19 protein-coding genes are annotated in these 17156 nt (G+C 44.2%); 11 read left to right on the top strand and 8 right to left on the bottom strand.

Translation table 11 applies throughout. The features are described 5' to 3' along the window. Position 1: 1 nt before the first annotated feature. Positions 2–1918: a phosphate ABC transporter permease PstA gene (gene pstA, locus McpAg1_RS02480; RefSeq protein WP_338093709.1), complete on the bottom strand. Its 1917-nt coding sequence runs from the start codon at positions 1916–1918 to the stop codon at positions 2–4. Positions 1919–1953: 35 nt separating this feature from the next. After that, a complete protein-coding gene (locus McpAg1_RS02475) occupies positions 1954–2802 on the bottom strand; it encodes a phosphate ABC transporter substrate-binding protein (protein WP_338093708.1) in 849 nt (282 codons plus the stop codon). A gap of 208 nt (positions 2803–3010) precedes the next feature. Between McpAg1_RS02475 and McpAg1_RS02470 the strand changes: the two genes are divergently transcribed. Together McpAg1_RS02470 and McpAg1_RS02465 are read left to right on the top strand one after the other, a co-directional pair. Further along, positions 3011–4021: a PhoU domain-containing protein gene (locus tag McpAg1_RS02470; RefSeq protein WP_338093707.1), complete on the top strand. Its 1011-nt coding sequence runs from the start codon at positions 3011–3013 to the stop codon at positions 4019–4021. 449 nt (positions 4022–4470) lie between these two features. Further along, positions 4471–5082 carry a YczE/YyaS/YitT family protein gene (locus McpAg1_RS02465; protein ID WP_338093706.1) on the top strand — a complete coding sequence of 204 codons (612 nt, stop codon included), beginning with the start codon at positions 4471–4473 and terminating at the stop codon, positions 5080–5082. A 24-nt stretch (positions 5083–5106) separates the two neighbouring features. Here McpAg1_RS02465 and McpAg1_RS02460 read toward each other — a convergent pair whose 3' ends face one another. After that, entirely contained in the window at positions 5107–6099 is a 993-nt protein-coding gene (locus McpAg1_RS02460) for a Fic family protein (RefSeq protein ID WP_338093705.1), read from the bottom strand. Between the two features lie 270 nt (positions 6100–6369). On the opposite strand from McpAg1_RS02460, the gene McpAg1_RS02455 reads away from it, so the two are divergent. Together McpAg1_RS02455 and McpAg1_RS02450 are read left to right on the top strand one after the other, a co-directional pair. Then, a complete protein-coding gene (locus McpAg1_RS02455) occupies positions 6370–6576 on the top strand; it encodes a hypothetical protein (RefSeq protein WP_338093704.1) in 207 nt (68 codons plus the stop codon). Next, the gene (locus tag McpAg1_RS02450) at positions 6577–7572 is read left to right on the top strand and encodes an asparagine synthase C-terminal domain-containing protein (protein WP_338093703.1); all 996 of its coding nucleotides are present in this window, start codon (positions 6577–6579) and stop codon (positions 7570–7572) included. It begins immediately after the preceding gene. Here McpAg1_RS02450 and McpAg1_RS02445 read toward each other — a convergent pair. Together McpAg1_RS02445 and McpAg1_RS02440 are read right to left on the bottom strand one after the other, a co-directional pair. Further along, entirely contained in the window at positions 7544–7918 is a 375-nt protein-coding gene (locus tag McpAg1_RS02445; RefSeq protein ID WP_338093702.1) for a hypothetical protein, read from the bottom strand. The genes McpAg1_RS02450 and McpAg1_RS02445 overlap by 29 nt on opposite strands. Then, positions 7890–9095 (bottom strand): aminotransferase class V-fold PLP-dependent enzyme, encoded by a 1206-nt coding sequence (locus McpAg1_RS02440; protein ID WP_338093701.1) that lies wholly within the window; start codon positions 9093–9095, stop codon positions 7890–7892. The genes McpAg1_RS02445 and McpAg1_RS02440 overlap by 29 nt, the downstream gene beginning before the upstream one ends. A 112-nt stretch (positions 9096–9207) precedes the next feature. Between McpAg1_RS02440 and McpAg1_RS02435 the strand changes: the two genes are divergently transcribed. From McpAg1_RS02435 to McpAg1_RS02425, 3 genes are read left to right on the top strand one after another with little or no spacing between them, the layout of a single operon-like run. Beyond that, the gene (locus tag McpAg1_RS02435; protein ID WP_338093700.1) at positions 9208–9366 is read left to right on the top strand and encodes a rubredoxin; all 159 of its coding nucleotides are present in this window, start codon (positions 9208–9210) and stop codon (positions 9364–9366) included. 57 nt (positions 9367–9423) lie between these two features. After that, entirely contained in the window at positions 9424–9582 is a 159-nt protein-coding gene (locus McpAg1_RS02430) for a rubredoxin (RefSeq protein WP_338093698.1), read from the top strand. A gap of 18 nt (positions 9583–9600) precedes the next feature. Beyond that, a complete protein-coding gene (locus McpAg1_RS02425; protein WP_338093697.1) occupies positions 9601–10062 on the top strand; it encodes a hypothetical protein in 462 nt (153 codons plus the stop codon). Between the two features lie 7 nt (positions 10063–10069). Here McpAg1_RS02425 and McpAg1_RS02420 read toward each other — a convergent pair whose 3' ends face one another. The 3 genes from McpAg1_RS02420 to McpAg1_RS02410 form a co-directional block, all read right to left on the bottom strand. Then, positions 10070–10708 (bottom strand): SdpI family protein, encoded by a 639-nt coding sequence (locus McpAg1_RS02420; protein ID WP_338093695.1) that lies wholly within the window; start codon positions 10706–10708, stop codon positions 10070–10072. Continuing rightward, complete coding sequence (locus McpAg1_RS02415; RefSeq protein ID WP_338093694.1) at positions 10695–10976, bottom strand: autorepressor SdpR family transcription factor; 282 nt, start codon at positions 10974–10976, stop codon at positions 10695–10697. Before McpAg1_RS02415 ends, McpAg1_RS02420 begins: the two co-directional genes overlap by 14 nt. 112 nt (positions 10977–11088) lie before the next feature. Continuing rightward, on the bottom strand, positions 11089–12312 hold the full coding sequence (locus McpAg1_RS02410; protein WP_338093693.1) for an ATP-binding protein: 1224 nt from the start codon (positions 12310–12312) through the stop codon (positions 11089–11091). Positions 12313–13193: 881 nt separating this feature from the next. Between McpAg1_RS02410 and McpAg1_RS02405 the strand changes: the two genes are divergently transcribed. The 4 genes from McpAg1_RS02405 to McpAg1_RS02390 all read left to right on the top strand — a co-directional run bounded on the left by McpAg1_RS02405 (position 13194) and on the right by McpAg1_RS02390 (position 17156). Further along, the gene (locus tag McpAg1_RS02405; protein WP_338093692.1) at positions 13194–13841 is read left to right on the top strand and encodes a hypothetical protein; all 648 of its coding nucleotides are present in this window, start codon (positions 13194–13196) and stop codon (positions 13839–13841) included. 84 nt (positions 13842–13925) lie between these two features. Continuing rightward, positions 13926–15329: a hypothetical protein gene (locus tag McpAg1_RS02400; RefSeq protein WP_338093691.1), complete on the top strand. Its 1404-nt coding sequence runs from the start codon at positions 13926–13928 to the stop codon at positions 15327–15329. A gap of 38 nt (positions 15330–15367) precedes the next feature. After that, positions 15368–16969 (top strand): hypothetical protein, encoded by a 1602-nt coding sequence (locus tag McpAg1_RS02395; RefSeq protein ID WP_338093690.1) that lies wholly within the window; start codon positions 15368–15370, stop codon positions 16967–16969. Positions 16970–17015: 46 nt separating this feature from the next. Beyond that, positions 17016–17156 (top strand): hypothetical protein, encoded by a 141-nt coding sequence (locus McpAg1_RS02390; protein WP_338093689.1) that lies wholly within the window; start codon positions 17016–17018, stop codon positions 17154–17156.

The following is a 17156-nucleotide window of genomic DNA, read 5'->3' as shown; positions in this document are numbered from 1 at the left end:
ATTATCTGAGAAGTTTGTTCTGGTAGTGTCTGCGAAGAGCGATTGCCGCAAGATAAATTGCCATGACAATCACGATCAAAACGACCGCAGTTCCGTACTGCTGGGCGGTCGCTCCCGGCACACTGGTCGAGAGGACGAATAAGTGGAAGGGAAGTGCCATGACCGGATCAAATACGTTCAGGCTGACGAATCGTTTGGTGAACACAACAGCTGTGAACATAATTGGGGCGGTCTCTCCTGCGGCTCTGCCGACCGAGAGAATTGCGCCGGTAAGAATTCCGGGAGCAGCTGAGGGGAGAACGACCTTTCTAATCGTCTGCCATTTGGTTGCTCCAAGTCCGAGCGATGCTTCCCTCTGTGCGTTCGGCACTGCTTTGAGCGCCTCCTCAGTCGTCCGAACGATCGTTGGAAGAATCATCAATGCGAGACAGATCTGACCTGCCAGCATACAGATTCCCCAGTTCAGGTAGATGACGAAGAAGGCAAAACCGAAGAGACCAAACACAATGGAAGGCGTTCCGTTCAGAAGATCGTTTCCGGTTCTGAGTGCTTTGGTCAGGAAATTTTCGCGTGCGTACTCGATTAAATAGATCGCAGCACCAATTCCTACCGGCAACGCAATGATGATTGCTCCGGCAACCAGCTGTAATGTTCCAACAATTGCCGGATAGATTCCTCCTGCCCGACCGAGATCTTTTGGACTTTCGGTGAGGAACTCCCAGGAGATTACCGGAAGTCCATTGGAGAAGATATCCCAGAGAATGACTGCAAGAATCAGAATGACCCCTGCGGTACAGGCATAGATCAAAACGAAGGAACTTTTTTCTGCAACTTTGTGCGAAATTTTTTTTCTGCCAAAGTACCAGGCAACAACTGCTGCGGAGATTCCTATCGCCCAGAGAATGCCGAGTGATGCTGTAAGGAAACAGAAGAAAATTACTGCGGCCGCGGCAACAGCTGCGAGTTTGAGATATCGTTTGGTTTTGTTTGAGATGTGCGGTGTGGTTTTTTGTCCGGTCTGCATTCGTTTGATCACCCACGCAGACGCGAGGTTCACGATGAGCGTGATGAGAAGAAGCACGACCGCGACGCCAAAGAGGGCATAGTAGTGCATACTGCCGGTCGCAACCTCGGCCATTTCGATGCCAAGTGTTGCGGTAAGTGTTCTGACCGGCGAGAGAACATTCCAGATCGGATCAGGAATGATCGCAGCGTTTCCGGCAACCATCATAACCGCCATGGTCTCACCAATTGCCCGACCCATTCCGAGCACAACGGCTGCGGAGATTCCCGAAGCTGCTGCCGGCAGAAGAACGCGGGAGATGGTGTGCCAGTAGGTTGCCCCAAGTCCGAGCGATGCTTCTTGGTAATCTTTTGGGACTGCAAAGAGAGCGTCTTCAGAGACCGAGACGATTGTTGGAAGTGCCATGATACCGAGAATCACCGAAGCTGCAAGCCAGCAGAATCCGCTTGGGATGTCAAGAGCGACTCTGAGAAAATTACAGAGTACAACCATACCAAAAAATCCGTAGACCACTGATGGAATTCCTGCGAGGAGTTCGATGATCGGTTTTACCGTGTCACGGATTTTTGGCGGCGCAAGGTAGGATAGGTAGACTGCTGCGGCAAGTCCGAGCGGCACAGCAAAGATGAGTGCGCCCAAAGTCACCAGCAGAGTATCAATAATAAGTGCGGCAATACCATAGGAAGGAGTCGAGCCTGTCGGGTTCCAGTCGGTATTGAGTAAAAATCCTGAAATCCCCACTTCGGCAAAGGCCGGAAGGGCTGTGTAGATCAGGTATCCGAGAATGAAGACAACAGCAGCAGCAGAGATGAGGGCGGTAGCGAGCCAGATAGATTTGATGGCTCTCTCCCGAACCGCACGGCTGCGTGCTTTGGTGCCTGTATGTTCCGTCATGATTTTTCCCCCGAAAAAAAGATTGATGACAGGAGTTATGCGATTGGAACGAATCCGTTCTCGCTTAAGATCTTCTGGCCGGCAGATGAAAGGATGAAGTCGAGGTAGCTTTTTGCAAGGCCGGTTGCCTCTCCTTTGGTAATCATCAGAAGCGGGCGGTTGATCTTGTAGGTTCCGTCAATGACTGTTGCGACTGAGGGTTTTACTCCATCGATGGTGAAGGCTTTGACGGTATTATCAACGTACTCAAGAGAGACATATCCGATCGCTCCCGGAGTCTGGGCAACGCTTTTCTGTACTGCTCCGTTCGAGTTGAGTTCCTGCATGGTTTTTGCGGCGTCTTCTTTGTTTAAGACGAACTCGGTGAAGAACTCCCGGGTTCCTGATGCACTATCACGGCCGACAAGAACGATCAGCATGTCAGCTCCGCCAACTTCTTTCCAGTTGGTGATTTTGCCCTGATAGATGTCTTTCACCTGAGAAAGCGTCAGTTCAGAGACGGTGTTTGCAGGGTTTGCAATGATGGCGATTCCGTCACGGCCGATGACATACTCTTTGAAGTCGTTACCGGTTTTCTCAGAATCTTTGAGATCACGGGAAAGCATACCGATATCAGCAGTGCCCGCAGTGATTGCGGTTACTCCGACGCCGGAACCTCCGCCGCTGATCTGAATGTCTGCGGACTGGTGATTGTTCATGTAGACTTCGGCGACCGCCTGGGCAACCGGAAGAACTGTTGTTGAGCCGGCAAGTGAGATGGTGCCGGAGACATCATCCTCTGCAGGTGTGCTGACACATCCTGCTGTGAGGACCACGAGAACGAGAACTGCTGCTGCAAGAAGAGCGGCAAGACCAGATTTGTGAGAGCTTTTGAAGCTACGCATAGGAAATTACACCCGGAAAACCCAACGGAACTGTTCCGCTGTTTTTCCGATTACAAGATTAGGGGCTATCTGGTATAGTGATACTCGACATAGATTGAGTAATCTCTGTTTTGACATGAGGCTATCGTTTTTTCTATCTTGCTATTGTGTCTATAGAGAATATGTGGATGTCAATAAATAGCATCCGCATCATATACTACTTCAGACAATGGAAATTCGGAAAGTGCAGGTTACGGGAGGGTCATCGTATGTGATTTCCCTGCCGAAAGGTTGGGTCCGCCAGCAGAAGATTGAGAAAAATGATCCGGTTGGTGTGATTGCCCAAGCTGACGGGACCCTGCTTCTCACACCGAATCTGATGTATGATAGTACTGTGCGGGTGAAGGAGTTTTCCCTGAAAGATTATCCTGATCCAAACATGCTTCTGCGATCTCTTATTGGTGCATATATTACCGGTTTTACGACGATTCGTGTTACATCAGCCGGACGTATTCCGCCAAAGGTCCGGCAGGTGGTGCGGAAGTTTACGCAGATGACGATTGGTCAGGAGGTTGCGGAAGAAAGTGACAACAGTATTATTCTGAAGGATATTTTGAATCCCTCGGAGATGCCGTTTGAGAATACGATTCGGCGAATGTATGTAATCGTGAAGGCGATGCATGAGGACGCGTTGTATGCTCTTGAGCAGGGTCGCCGCGAGCTTGCTGAGGATGTTTCGGCACGTGATTCGGATGTTGATCGTCTGCACTGGCTGATTCACCGGCAGTTTTCTTTGATTGTGACAAATCCAGCTCTATCAAGGAGAATGGAGATTACTCCTGCAAAAGCTGCGACCTATTATCAGATCTCACGCATTATTGAGCGGGTGGGAGATCACGCGGTGGCGATTTCTGAAGCAGCTCTTGTTCTAATCGATATGCGTGTTGACCATACGGTTGTTGCGAAGGTGACAAAGGCGGGCGAGGCGTCACTTGAGATCTTTAACCGGAGTATCAAGGCAATTTATGCGAACAGTATTCCTGAGGCGAACTCGATTATTGATGCTGCGGATGAGCTGAAGCCTGAGTATCATACACTTTCTGCGATCACGCAGAAGATGAAGGTAAAAGAGGCAGTGGCGATGACGACGATTGCAAACAGTATGCATCGGATGAGTGAGTACAGTTCTGATATTGCGGAGATTATGATCAATCAGATGGTTGGTTTTGATTCGACGTGAGGGGCGCGTGAAAATATTTCGTCATGATTTTTTTTCTGGAAAATTTTTCAAAAAAAATTGTGACGAAATATTTTTTGGAAAAATATTTTTTATGTGGTTTGCTTTTTTTCTATCAAAATAGGATTTGCGCGGTGATGAGTTTCATTGTTTGGAATTTTTTGTCCTCGGTCTCGTTTTGAGTAACCACGGAACACAGTCAAAGAATCCCTTTTTCTTATGTTATTTCACATCGCGTAAGTCCCATCAAAACAAAATCCATTTGCCAGAGAAAATATTCATATCACCGCATTTTTTCATAGGACAAAATTCAATCAATGATGGATATTGTTTGTAAACAAATGATTTTGGATGCAATGCCATTCTAAAGGCAACCCCCAAATACTTTTCCCGCTAATATATTTATCACGCAACCAAAATCAGTTTATTATAGGTTAGCCCGCAGATACCTTGTGTTCATTGTGGGCCTGTTTGTTATGGCTCTCGGAATTTCCCTGTCGATTAAAGCCAACATGGGGATCACCCCGATCTCAAGTCTTCCGTATGTCATAAGTCTTGGCGTGCCCTTGACGGTTGGAACGCTGACAATTCTTCTGCATGCATGTTTTCTTTTGATTGAGTATCTGCTCATGCGAAAAGAGTTTGAGATCATCCAGCTGCTTCAGCTTGCCGCGGCAGGAGTGTTCGGTGTGTTTATTGATCTGACGCTCTGGGGATTTACCTGGCTGGTGCCGATAAATTATTTCGAACAGCTGTTGTTCGTTGTAGTAAGCTGTGTGCTGCTTGCTATCGGCATCTGCTTTGAAGTCGCACCAAATGTGTTGGTGATGGCAAGCGAAGGAATGCTCACGGCATTCTCCCGGAGGTTTAAGGTGGAGTTTGGTACAGTAAAAATCGGGCTTGATGTAACGCTCGTGATTCTGTCGGTCGTTGTGTCCATGCTGATGTTTTCAACCGTGTATGGTGTTCGAGAAGGAACGCTGATTGCAGCAGTGCTTGTTGGAGTCTGCATCAAGTTTGTGAAGATGCCGGTGTATGCAGTTGTGGAGAGATTTATCCGGTGATTTTTTCGTTTGAGAGAAAACTCTTCAAAAGAGAACAACCCATTTACCCGTTTTATCCGAACCGCTCCGTGTCACCAGATTTTTTTCCTTCAGAGACGCAAGACAGCGGGTGATCGTCGGACGGGAAAATCCGGTCTTTTTCGTCAGCTCCTGAATTGTTATACTCTCGTTATTTTTCAGATATTTCAGAACAAGCCGTTCCTTCTCGGAAAGATTTACCGTCTCATATACAGTATCAAATGCAGGTTCATTTACAGTATCAGATACAGTATCATTTACGGTATCATATCTCTGCATTTTTCTGATCTCTTTTAGAGAACGTTCAAGCACCTCAAGCATAAACTCGACAAATTGGGTATTGTTTCCGGTTTTTCCCGCATCGCCAAGAGCTGCATAGTAACGTTCCTGATGTTTTTCTATAAGAGACTCTACCGGTATCCAGGCAAACAAAGGTTTCCATTTGCTCAGGATCAATGTCTGCCACATTCTCCCCATCCTTCCGTTCCCATCGACAAACGGGTGGATGAACTCAATCTCTGCATGAAGGACACAACTCTTAATCAGAGGATGAACATCCGAACTTTTACACCATGCCAACAGATTCGTCACCTGTTCAGGAACAAGTTCTGCCGGTGGGGCCATATGGACAAGCCGTGTTCCTGCAAAAACACCAACTCCGGTTGTCCGGAACATTCCTGATTCATGAACAAGATCCTTCATCATAATTTTGTGAGCCTTCAACAGATCCTCTACCTGATACGGATTGAGTTTCAGTAACAGATCATATGCCTCGTAAGCATTCGTAACCTCCCGGATCTCTTTGGGCGGACCAAGAACAGATTTTCCATCGATAACAGCCGTGACCTGTGCAAGCGTCAACGTGTTGTTTTCAATGGCCAGCGAAGAATGAATCGTTTTTATCCGATTGTTGCGTCGAAGATGCGGATTTTTATTTACAGCCCCGGCTGCGGATAAGGTACCAACCAGCTCACTGATAGATGCAATACGATCGATCATCTGATTCGTAATAGTGAAGGGAGGGGTGTAAACAGACAGAGACATTTTCATTGGAAAATTATTTTGAGTATGTTACCAATCGGCATGGGAAAATAAGAGAGTTTCGGTTTCTGTGAATTTGTGTCTTTAACTCCGAACCTCCCTGTTATCCCAACTGTTACAATTTGTAACTGAGTGCGAAAAACCCTTGTTACAAAATGTAACACTCTCAAAAATCCTTGTTACAAAATGTAACATATATATGGAAACACCGCTGATCTCCCTATTACAATGCCAACAAAGGTCATCCGCCTTGACGAAGACGCAATCGCCATATCGCTCAAATATGGAAAAACACCCAGCGAAGGCATCCGCAGTATGGAAGCAAAACTCTTGGAAATTGATCAGTCCGCAAAACCGATCGACATGAAAGCCCTCGAAAAAATGATCCGCTCCTGTGTTCGTGATGAGCTTGAAATGCTTTCACGGGGATACTGAATGAAGTTCCGCGGCTGGATCGAACATGACGGACACATCCTCACGCGACCTGAGATAGAGTCGGTCACGCCTGCGTATCTGCAAAAATGCGGCGGCGAATTTTTTCTTCAGACAAAACTCTTCACCGCTCGCGACCATTACGGCATCATGCCAGGCCCTGCCCCAGCAGGAGTGATCAGTTTCTCGAACGAGGAACTCCCCATCCATCCTGAAGTTCCGGATCTATCTTTAGAGGATGCAGTACGCGAAGCGGTCCGGCTTCGGGCTGAAGATCGCAGTGAAGCAGCGGTCGTCACTCTTTCGGGAGGTGTTGACTCAACTCTGATCGCAGTCCTTGCTGATCTCCCCTGTATCGCAGTCGGCTTTTCCGACTCGCACGACCTTGCCGCAGCAGCTGACGCTGCCGACAGACTGAATCTTCGACTGAATGTTTGTGAAATCACCGAAGACGATATCGAAGAAGCCCTGCCAACCCTGTTACGCATCCTTCCCGCAGTAACAGCAATGGACATTGAGATCGGGCTTGCCGGATACTTCATCGGAAGAGCTGCAAACCACTTCGGCGCAGAAAAAATTCTCACCGGCCAGGCTGCCGACGAACTCTTTGGCGGCTACGCACGTTACGGCAGAAGTCCCAACCTTCGGTCGGACCTTGCAAAAGATTTTCTCGGACTCGCCTCCCAGCGTGCACGCGACGCGGCCGCGGCCGGATGTTTTGGCGTCTGGTACTCCATGCCCTACATGGACGAACGCGTCATCAAAGCATCGCGAAAATTTTCCGACGACGAACTGGTCAAAGGAGATCTGAGAAAAATTGCTCTCCGAAAAGTTGCCGAAAAATATCTTCCAGAAGACATTGCATGGAAACACAAGAAAGCCATGCAGTATGGAACCGGCACGACCACAGCACTCAAACGCATCGCAAAGAAAAACGGATGTTCCGATATCAACGAGTACGCAAGAAAAATCAGGAGTTCCCATACAGATGTTTTCTGACCCGTTCAGAAAGCGAACTCTCTCTTCTTTTTAGAACAGTGAGATCGATCGTCTCTCCTTCGCGGTATGATGAGAACAGAAAATACAGAAAATCACTTGTCAGATCCATCGTCTGGGTCTTGAACCGCACCTCAACTGTTGTGTCGCCGACAAATCCTTTGATCGAAAACCAGTCCGGTTTCTCAAACGTGTAAAATCCCTGCCCGAGGTTTGGCATCGTCTCAACTTTTCCAAAGTTTTTCAGATACCAAAAAAATCCTTCCGTAACCGGAGAGTCAAGCTGATACTCCTTCATGAACGAGCCGTCAGCACAGTACTTATGCTGAATGGATCGTTGAATTCGCATTTTCTGCGACCTCCAGAATTGCTTCTGCCGCGGTCCGGCATTCTTCATCAGTCGTGAAACAGGAGAGGCTTAAGCGGACAGAGCCCTCTCCGCCGTCAATGATTTCGTGGACGAGCGGGGCACAGTGGAGTCCGGTTCGCACGATGATATTGTAGGCTCTGGCAAGAATGAATCCTACGTCATCGTTGTGAAGTCCCAAAATGTTGAAGGAGATTACCGGCAGGTCAGGGTGGTGATTGTGGATGGTGATGTTTTCTTCTTTGGCAAGCGCTTGGATGATTGCGGACGTCTGCTTTTTTGCCTGTTCTTCGATTGTTGTAATGCCTTTTTCCTGAACGAATTTTACTCCGGCGGCGAGAGCGGCGAGGCCGGTATGGTTGTGGGTTCCTGCTTCAAACTTCTCGGGCATTGAACGTGGGTGAAGGAGCGACTGGGAGTTTGTGCCGGTTCCGCCGAACTTGACCGGCGCAACTTTGTCAGGATTTTTCAGATAGAATCCTCCGGTGCCTGAGATGCCAAGGAGTCCTTTGTGGCCGGTAAACACAAAGGCGTCGAGTGGCAGGTCGCTAAGGGAGATTGGAATGTGGCCTGCGGTCTGGGCTCCGTCAACGATGAAGAATACTCCGTGGTCCTGGAGAATTTTGCCGATTGCCTGAATGTTTTGTAGGGAACCAAGAACATTGCTTCCATGGGTCATGACCATGAGTTTGGTGTCAGGCGTGAGTGCGTCTTCGATGGTTTTCGGGCTGACGATTCCGTCAGTGAATGGAAGCGTGTCGAGTTTGATGCGGCCTGCATGCTGGTGTTCGTGAAGCGGCCGAAGGACTGAGTTGTGATCAAGGGCGGTGGTGAGAACGCGGCAGGTATTCTGCTGACCTGCAAGAAATCCTGCTATCAATATATTCAGGGAGTCTGTTGCGTTTTCTGTGAAGATGATGTTCTCAGGATTTTTGGTTCCTAAAAATTCGGAGACTCGCTCTCTTGCAAGAGTTACGTAATCTTCTCCCTGCGTTCCGGTCGTCCGGCCTGAGCCGAACACGGGCAGTGAGAGTGATTCGGTGATCGCGCTGAGAACTTCGGGAGGTTTTGGCCAGCTGGTTGCAGCGTTGTTGAGATAGATGAGTGGTTTTTGAGGCAGAGCCATTTTTCTTGGAGAGTATCGTATCCGAAACTGCATAACTGTTTCGTCAGGATGTTTTGTTCAGTAAACGCGTCATTCGCGTTTTTTGCATAAAATCAAAAAATGCAACAATGTCAAGGTTTACGAAGCCTCAGGACAATTAGGATGTATGTCAAAGTACAAATGCAGACCCTGCGGCTACATTTACGATGAAGAAGTCGGAGATGTGCCAAATGTTCCTCCAAAGACTCCTTTTGAAAAGATTCCTGACACGTGGGAGTGTCCTGTTTGCGGAGCAGGAAAAGAGTCGTTTGCACAGATTGAATAAAAATTTTTTATGCAGGGAAGCAAACCCTTTACCAATAGTACCGACAAAAGGGATAGTATGGCAAAGTACGTTTGTGTCACCTGTGGTTACCTGTATGATGAGACCAAAGGAGCTCCGCCCGCAGTTCCTGCGGGAACAGAGTTTGAAAAAATCCCCGACACCTGGGTATGCCCAATGTGCGGAGCATCCAAAAAATATTTTGCAAAAAGAGGATAACTCTTTTTCACTTTTTCTATGACATACCGATTACATGCAGTAACCATCAGAACAGACAATTCCGCCCAAGGAATGGAACGCATCAGTGAACTCTGGCAGGACATTGTCAGCGGAAAACTTCCACTGCTTTTTGACAGCGATCATACAATGCCCGCAGACATCTCGCCAGTATCCCGGTACAGCAACTACGCAAGTGACGAGACCGGAGAGTATGATCTCACCGTCATGACAGTAACAGCAGAATTTTTTGCAGAGATGGATGAAAAAGTAGAGAAAGGACTCTACAAAAAGTACGACGCGTCCGATGAAGGCGGAGATGTCGGACTCTGTGCAAAAAAAGCATGGGGAATGGTCTGGTCTGATAAAAAAACCGGAACAATCCGGAGAAGTTTCACCGAGGACTTTGAAAGTACCGTTCCCGCAGCATACACCAAAGAGGGAAAAGCTCACTGTTATCTCTACATCGCAGTAGTAGAGTAAAAGGGATTTATACCCCTTTTCGATACAGACTGTAAGAGTAGGCGAACGGAACTCCAACCATTACGATAATCGCAGTCATCATCACCGCAAACATCCATGCAGGTGCAAGGAACGCAGACAGAATCAACACAACTCCGCCAATTATCCAGAGATATCCTGCAAGCCTGTGCGTTCTGTTCCAGTTTTCCTCACTGTTCAGTGTCCACGGCAGGCGGATGCCAACCGTGTAACTCTGTTTTGATTTCGGCAGATAATTGCCGATCACTACAAATATCATACCGATAACGATTGGAAGCACCACATTGATCGGGACATCCATGCCGAGTCCTGCAAGGAGCGTGAGCGACATCACAATCACACTGATGATCGGAATGATCCATTTGCTGAATGTGACCAGCATCACGGAGGCATTGTTGATCTTCGGATCTGTTTTCAGCGCGAACTGGATAAAAATGTTCAGACCGCATAAGAGCAGCGGCATGCCGAAGAGCACGATATCTTTTGGTGCGTAGCCGTCCGGCTGGCCGGATGCGTTCCAGTGAATGATAAGCTGATCCGGCAGCTGGTCGTAAAGTACGAGACCAGGAATGATCGGCAGCAGGCAGACTATTGAAGTAAGGATCAGGGTCAGATCAAGGTTTTTCATGTGAGGATTCCTCTTTGAACTGTGCAATCCAGAACATCAACTCCTCAAAGACCGAGATGTTGAGTTCATAGTACACGAAATTTTTTTCTTTGTGTTCCAGTACAAGACCGGCTTTTTTGAGTTGAGAGAGATGATAGGAGATGGTGGCGTTTGTCATCGCAAAGTTTGCGGCGATCTCTCCGGCAGACATCCTGCCTGATTTGAGCATGACGAGAATTTCCCGTCTCGCAGGATCAGAGAGAGCTTTGAATGTTTCCGGAAATCCCATGATGCGCTGCCTTGGGTAATAATTTCTGTTCAGGAAGGTATTTAGATGTTTTTCTAAATAGTGGGGAGGGGTTTAATGTCTGAGATCAATTACCTGCGAATCCCATCGCCGATCAATATCCATCCATCAGCAGAAAATCTGCGATGTGGACATGCCGAACTCCTTCCACATTATCTCGCCACACCTCATCCATACTCACCACAAATTTCGGATAATGATCACGGATCTCCAGCAGAGGGGCAAACTCACGCTTTGCCGTCTCCTCTGACTCCATCCGGAAACAAACCTGCACATACACTCTCTCCTCCTGCCGCTCCGCCACAAAATCCACCTCACGCACATCCTGTTTTCCCACAAACACCCGATACCCTCTGCGGCTCAGCTCCTGCATCACCAGATTTTCCAAAATTCCTGCAATCATTCGGTCCTTATACCCCATCAGCGCATAAATCAGCGACACATCGCCCACATAATACTTCTCCATTGTTGCGAGCACTTCCCGACCCCGAAGATCATATCTGGGAATCCGCCGGATAATAAATGCACTCTCGAGTGCATTCAGATAATTATAGATCGTGTTCAGATCCGCCTTCCGGTGCTGGCTTTTAAAATAATCCGCCACATTTTTCGCAGAAAAAATATTTCCTACATTCTCAAATACATACCCCACAATCCGTTCCAGCAGATCAATATTTCGGATATTGTATCGCTGCACGGTATCCCGCAGGATTGCCGACGAATAAATATCATACACGATTTTTTCCATGGATCCAGGAGAGTACTCGGCAGTATGAATCACAGGAAATCCTCCGAGGCGCAAGTATGACAAAAATGCCGCATGAATATCAGTAGGTCTCTCCCCCGTCCGATGCTCGACGAACTCCAGATACTCTGAAAATGACAGTGTCTGCACAGGAATTTCCACATATCTTCCCGCAATGTAGGTCGCAAGCTCTGAAGACAACAGCCGTGAGTTCGATCCGGTCAGATAGATATCAGCTCTGTCGTCTTCCAAAAGTGAATTGACCGCTTTCTCCCACTGTTCAACTTCCTGAATCTCATCAAGCAGAACATAATATCTCCCTGCATCTGTCATTCTCACCTTCACATATCTGTCCAGCTCCTTTGCCGATGTAATCTCGGCATAATCCAGATTCTCAAAATTGATCCGGATAATGTGTGATGCAGGAATACCTGTACTGAGAAGTTCGGCTTGGAGCAGCGAAAGAATCGCTGATTTGCCGCAGCGTCGTATGCCGGTGATCACTTTGATGAAAGGCTGATCCTTATATGGCAGAATTTTCTGCATATACTGGTTGCGTGGAACTATTGACATGTTATGGGTTATACCCAGAAACATTCCAGGTACTTAGCATATATTTAGGGTTATAACCCTAAAAAGATTCCTCACGTGGCAGTATCTTCTGCCCATACCCCTAAGCATTTCTTCCAAAAAACGTACACGGCACGCCAACCCCACACTTCCCGCACACATCACATCCCGGATACAACGTCTCCACGTAACTCCCAACGTTTCGCCTGAGCAGTTCTTAGAGGTTGTCTTTCGATCCTATGAACTACCTGAGACGTACTACTACTGTCTGGGCGGAGAATTTGTAGGGATGTCTTCCCCTCTGTTGACTGAACCAAAGGCTTCGATAGTTTTCAATACCAAGATATTCGCTTAGCTTTAGGAGATGGATTTCTAGTTCTTGAGGGAGTCCTCTTTGGTGCTTATGTATTTAGAGATTGTTCGTATGTTATGATGGAATTAGTTGGTTAATGAATGTTTTGGCGATCGGGAGATTATTATTAAGATCTACAAAATTAGATAGCTATATCTCTTAAAATCATTTGTATTTGTCTTGAAAAACGATGATGTGAAATTAATAATTTTACAAATTTGAGAACTGCCAAAGGTCTTTTTACATGGAGTATATCAATTATTTGCGATAATTTCACTCATAATATTCATGAATATTCATAATGTGTAATGTTTATACTGTGGTGTATATTTTGATTTACGATGATGTGGACTTTTGTAATGTTTGTATGTGTATGTTATGTGCCACCACCAATTGCACCGGTCATTTGTATAAATACCCACATAATATTTATGTTGCAATGTTATATTTATTTACTATGCACAATTATTATGTAGTATTGCTGCATATGTGTATACTACCAATCTGTTGGTATTGTAGGAGCAATAATTATATGTGTGACAAGGATGATTCTGAAAGACTGATTTCCGATCCTAATGTTCCAGTTTGCGGCTCCATGGTACCTACTTCAGGCTTCGGCATGAATATTTTGGCTGATAATGACTTTTGTAAGATTTTTGAAAATCAAGTAGTAGATGTTTCCAAATCGTATCCAAAATGGCATGGAGTAAAATTACTAATATACTCTACTATATTGTTACTTCCATTGATTTATTGTATGGTGTCACAGATATATTCATCGTCACTAGATAATCATGGTGTTTTATGGAATTTTGATCGTATCTCTACTGATCCAATGAACGTACTATTAGTTAAAATTGAGGATAATGTATTTTTTTTGGATACTATGAAGGGAAATCTTATCCAATCACAGTTGATTTCCGACTTGATCTTAAATCTTGGTCTGATCATCGGATATATTATATGTGTAATCATCATTGTTTGGTTCATTCATCAGATGCAGCAAAAGGAGATGAGTGTGTTTGAAACAAATTTTCAGATAATGAAAGAAATATATGATCTTAAACAATGCGAATCTAATAGAGAGATACACCAGAAACAGGAAATGGAGATGGAGATGTTTCAAGAACTGATATCGGTAGTGAAACAAAAATATGATCCCAATCAATACAGAAAATAGACTTGAGGTCACAATATTTGAGATAATAATGATTACAAGAAGCATACTCCAAAATTATTCACATTTGCAATGGTAATGAAAAATATGAAGCAAAATATTCTAACCTCACACCCATTCCCTAATCCAAATAGTCATGTATCTGAAGAAATCATGCGATATATGACAGATCTTGCTGGATGGCTTGTTGGGGCATCGGAATACTCTTCGAAATATCATGGAAAAATATTCATGCTTCATTCCAATGCATATTGGGAAGCAGCATCAGCTGGAAGTTTTCTGATTAAATTTGACAAAATATCTTACACCAATAAATTAGACCGTGAATTAAATATTGATACCCAGATATTGGCAACTCTCAGATGGATTTTTGATAATAAAGAAATATGTTGCGATGATGGAGATGAACAATTGTATTCGAATGCTGAGTCATTTCCTCTACAAAAATATACATGTTATCGTTGGGATGGGAATGTTTGGAACACTTCATGTGTTTTGCAATTCATCTTTGATTTTTTGAAAAAAAATGATACAGACATTCCTAATGAAATAACGAGAAATGAACTCAAGCAGCTCATTTACACCTCCCTTCGATGGATTGAGCTCATGTTTCTCAGCAACGATCCAAAAAACAACCCCCTTGCTCAAAATAAATATGCATTATATTCGTCGAATTTTTCAAAAACACTCATTCTATTATTACATCTTTCAGAATTAGAATCATCAACTGAATTGGATGTATACAAAAAATGGAGAGATAATTTTATACATGAAATCATCGAAAAGCTAATTGAGGATTGTAAATGGGAAGACGGTGATAAACAGAATATGTGTAGATGGGAAACCTATGTGAAAACAGCTGATTGCGGTTTAGCTCTTGCAGAATATTATGATACCAACGTACAAATCTATCGAACTACGCATCACAACTATCAGAACATCCACAAATGTTTGATTGGGACGTGTCGGTGGTTGGAAGAGAAGCAGACATCCACTGGTACTTGGGGGAGTCAGGATGATACCATTCGCAGTGCCCATGCTTATCTTCAAATGGGTTATGTGCTAAATAAATATCAATCCATTCACTTAGGAACGCATAGTTCTGTTTCAAAAACATCCGGTTATCCATATATAATCAAACCATATCGAATATTCAAGGCTCTTCGAACACTTGTTGATGCGAAGCAATATCCTGGTGATGGGAGTATAATACACACCCCCTATCTTACATTGTTTTTTTCAGAATTTCTTCTCTCATTATATGAAACATGCCAAGTATTTTTCGAAAAATCCATGTATAAATTATATGATGATGTTCTGACACATATGCCTCTTAAAGCGACAAAGGAACGTGGAGATGTTCTTCGTTTAAAGGCAGAAAATCATAAATATTGGCGAGAATTGAGAACAGCTCGAACATATCGTCGGACATTATTCATACTTAATTTCATAATAGGATTATATGCCATTATTGGCATTATTATTTGGTAATGTTAATCACACAATGACAGAAGTAAATTGGGGTAAACATGAGCAAAAAACATCGACCGTTTTCAGATCCAAACAATGCATTCATCTCTGAAATTACTGAAAACATTATCTCCGCGGCTGAATGGTTCTGCAACAGTACAGAGAAAACTTTTGATGGTACAAACGAAGTTTTTGGTGCAGGACGCTCATCATATTGGGAGGCAGCTCTTTCAGCTCATTTTCTATTAAAATCTGAACAATATCTCATATTAGATCCGAATTCTCCAAGATGTACTGAAATAAATATACTCCAACAAAAAATACGATCTACTGAGTCTGATACATTTTCATGGTTGATACGCTCCGCAACCCATCCAAATATTACTGAAGAAATAGAGACAAATTCTAAAAAAAACGGATATGATGAGAATACATTAACCCAAAGTTACTACAACTGGGATAACAATCTTTGGGATACCGCGATGATCTTGCATTATATCATATCATTTGTACTTCGACACCCCATTCCAACAACAATATCTCCGAAATATGTTCAAAAAATTGTTTCTGGTGCCTTGTCCTGGATACGATACATAATATATCTAAAGCATAGGGAACATGCCAAAACAACACTTAGTGCAACTGACTTGGCTCCCGTCTTAGCCATGATAATAGATATCTTAAAAAATCCTAATGTAGAAGTATTATTACTCGGAGATAAGGATACTCGTAATAAATTAGGATTGACTTCACGCCATCTACGCTCATTAATGCATAGTATCGCGTTACGCATTGCAAACGATATGGAAAAGTCTTCTGCAGGAGACAAGATGGTGTGGAGCTGGAATAAATATATGGCTACTGCTGATGGTGGTGAGGCATTAGCCTTCTATTTGGCATATTTATGGGATTACTCATTGTATAGGAAAAATTCTCAACTTTGTTGCAAGATATACAACATTCTGCTAAGTTCTTGTAACTGCCTAGAACGAAAACAGAAAAACAATGGAACATGGGGTACTCATGATGATACAGTTCGTTGTCTTAATGCCTACCTTATTATTGGAAGTGTATTAAAGAACATTGATCAACAAATAACTGTACCCACTGGCAGACGTAAATTGATGGCACGTTACATATCCAAGAAAGAACTGGAACCAACTCACCCATTCCATCTTCAACACGACCGAGTTTTTAAAGCAATTCGCTGGATATTTGATGAAAAACATTATTGTTTTGATGGTAGTTATCTTCATAGTTCATATATGACGGTATTTTTTTCTCATGCATTACTAACATTGGCGGAATTTACTGCCTTTACAAAAGAAAGAAAAACAATTTACACTATATATGATGAGGTAATATCATTGTCCACTATTGAAAGTGGGGCAGATCTAATTGAATCAATTGAACTGAAAACAGCGAACGAACATTGCAAAAAAGATTACCTCAACGCCGTGTTTCTCAATCAGATATTGACAGCGTTTGCAGCAGCGATAACAATCCTAAGTTCAATTATATTTTTATTCCATCTGACGTCTAACAGTGTAAATGAATATATTCCAATGGTATTTGCTGTTATTGTTGCAGTATTTGCCTTTACTTATACTTACATAAAATCTCATGAAATTATTGGAATTATTCTCCGCATTCTCGATTGATCCAATAACAAAATATAATATAGTGGAGTAACTATAGTATAGCAGTATGGAAGAAATGGTTAACATCATGATTACTGAACTTAGGGAAAAAAATATTGCATTTCTCAAAGAATCAGTAATGATTCCAGAAGCAGGTTTTGCGAGAGCGCCTGAAGCTGGTTTTGCAAGAGCACCAGAACACCAGTAA

Source organism: Methanorbis furvi, from assembly GCF_032714615.1.
GTDB lineage: Archaea > Halobacteriota > Methanomicrobia > Methanomicrobiales > Methanocorpusculaceae > Methanocorpusculum > Methanocorpusculum furvi.
This window is presented reverse-complemented; position numbering and strand designations above follow the sequence as displayed.

What these genes read in the sequence shown, in the direction of transcription:
- pstA (WP_338093709.1), bottom strand. Translation starts at nt 1,918, where the DNA reads ATGACGGAACATACAGGCACCAAAGCACGCAGCCGTGCGGTTCGGGAG.
- McpAg1_RS02475 (WP_338093708.1), bottom strand. Translation starts at nt 2,802, where the DNA reads ATGCGTAGCTTCAAAAGCTCTCACAAATCTGGTCTTGCCGCTCTTCTT.
- McpAg1_RS02470 (WP_338093707.1), top strand. Translation starts at nt 3,011, where the DNA reads ATGGAAATTCGGAAAGTGCAGGTTACGGGAGGGTCATCGTATGTGATT.
- McpAg1_RS02460 (WP_338093705.1), bottom strand. Translation starts at nt 6,099, where the DNA reads ATGATCGATCGTATTGCATCTATCAGTGAGCTGGTTGGTACCTTATCC.
- McpAg1_RS02455 (WP_338093704.1), top strand. Translation starts at nt 6,370, where the DNA reads ATGCCAACAAAGGTCATCCGCCTTGACGAAGACGCAATCGCCATATCG.
- McpAg1_RS02450 (WP_338093703.1), top strand. Translation starts at nt 6,577, where the DNA reads ATGAAGTTCCGCGGCTGGATCGAACATGACGGACACATCCTCACGCGA.
- McpAg1_RS02445 (WP_338093702.1), bottom strand. Translation starts at nt 7,918, where the DNA reads ATGCGAATTCAACGATCCATTCAGCATAAGTACTGTGCTGACGGCTCG.
- McpAg1_RS02440 (WP_338093701.1), bottom strand. Translation starts at nt 9,095, where the DNA reads ATGCAGTTTCGGATACGATACTCTCCAAGAAAAATGGCTCTGCCTCAA.
- McpAg1_RS02435 (WP_338093700.1), top strand. Translation starts at nt 9,208, where the DNA reads ATGTCAAAGTACAAATGCAGACCCTGCGGCTACATTTACGATGAAGAA.
- McpAg1_RS02430 (WP_338093698.1), top strand. Translation starts at nt 9,424, where the DNA reads ATGGCAAAGTACGTTTGTGTCACCTGTGGTTACCTGTATGATGAGACC.
- McpAg1_RS02425 (WP_338093697.1), top strand. Translation starts at nt 9,601, where the DNA reads ATGACATACCGATTACATGCAGTAACCATCAGAACAGACAATTCCGCC.
- McpAg1_RS02420 (WP_338093695.1), bottom strand. Translation starts at nt 10,708, where the DNA reads ATGAAAAACCTTGATCTGACCCTGATCCTTACTTCAATAGTCTGCCTG.
- McpAg1_RS02415 (WP_338093694.1), bottom strand. Translation starts at nt 10,976, where the DNA reads ATGGGATTTCCGGAAACATTCAAAGCTCTCTCTGATCCTGCGAGACGG.
- McpAg1_RS02410 (WP_338093693.1), bottom strand. Translation starts at nt 12,312, where the DNA reads ATGTCAATAGTTCCACGCAACCAGTATATGCAGAAAATTCTGCCATAT.
- McpAg1_RS02405 (WP_338093692.1), top strand. Translation starts at nt 13,194, where the DNA reads ATGTGTGACAAGGATGATTCTGAAAGACTGATTTCCGATCCTAATGTT.
- McpAg1_RS02400 (WP_338093691.1), top strand. Translation starts at nt 13,926, where the DNA reads ATGAAGCAAAATATTCTAACCTCACACCCATTCCCTAATCCAAATAGT.
- McpAg1_RS02395 (WP_338093690.1), top strand. Translation starts at nt 15,368, where the DNA reads ATGAGCAAAAAACATCGACCGTTTTCAGATCCAAACAATGCATTCATC.
- McpAg1_RS02390 (WP_338093689.1), top strand. Translation starts at nt 17,016, where the DNA reads ATGGAAGAAATGGTTAACATCATGATTACTGAACTTAGGGAAAAAAAT.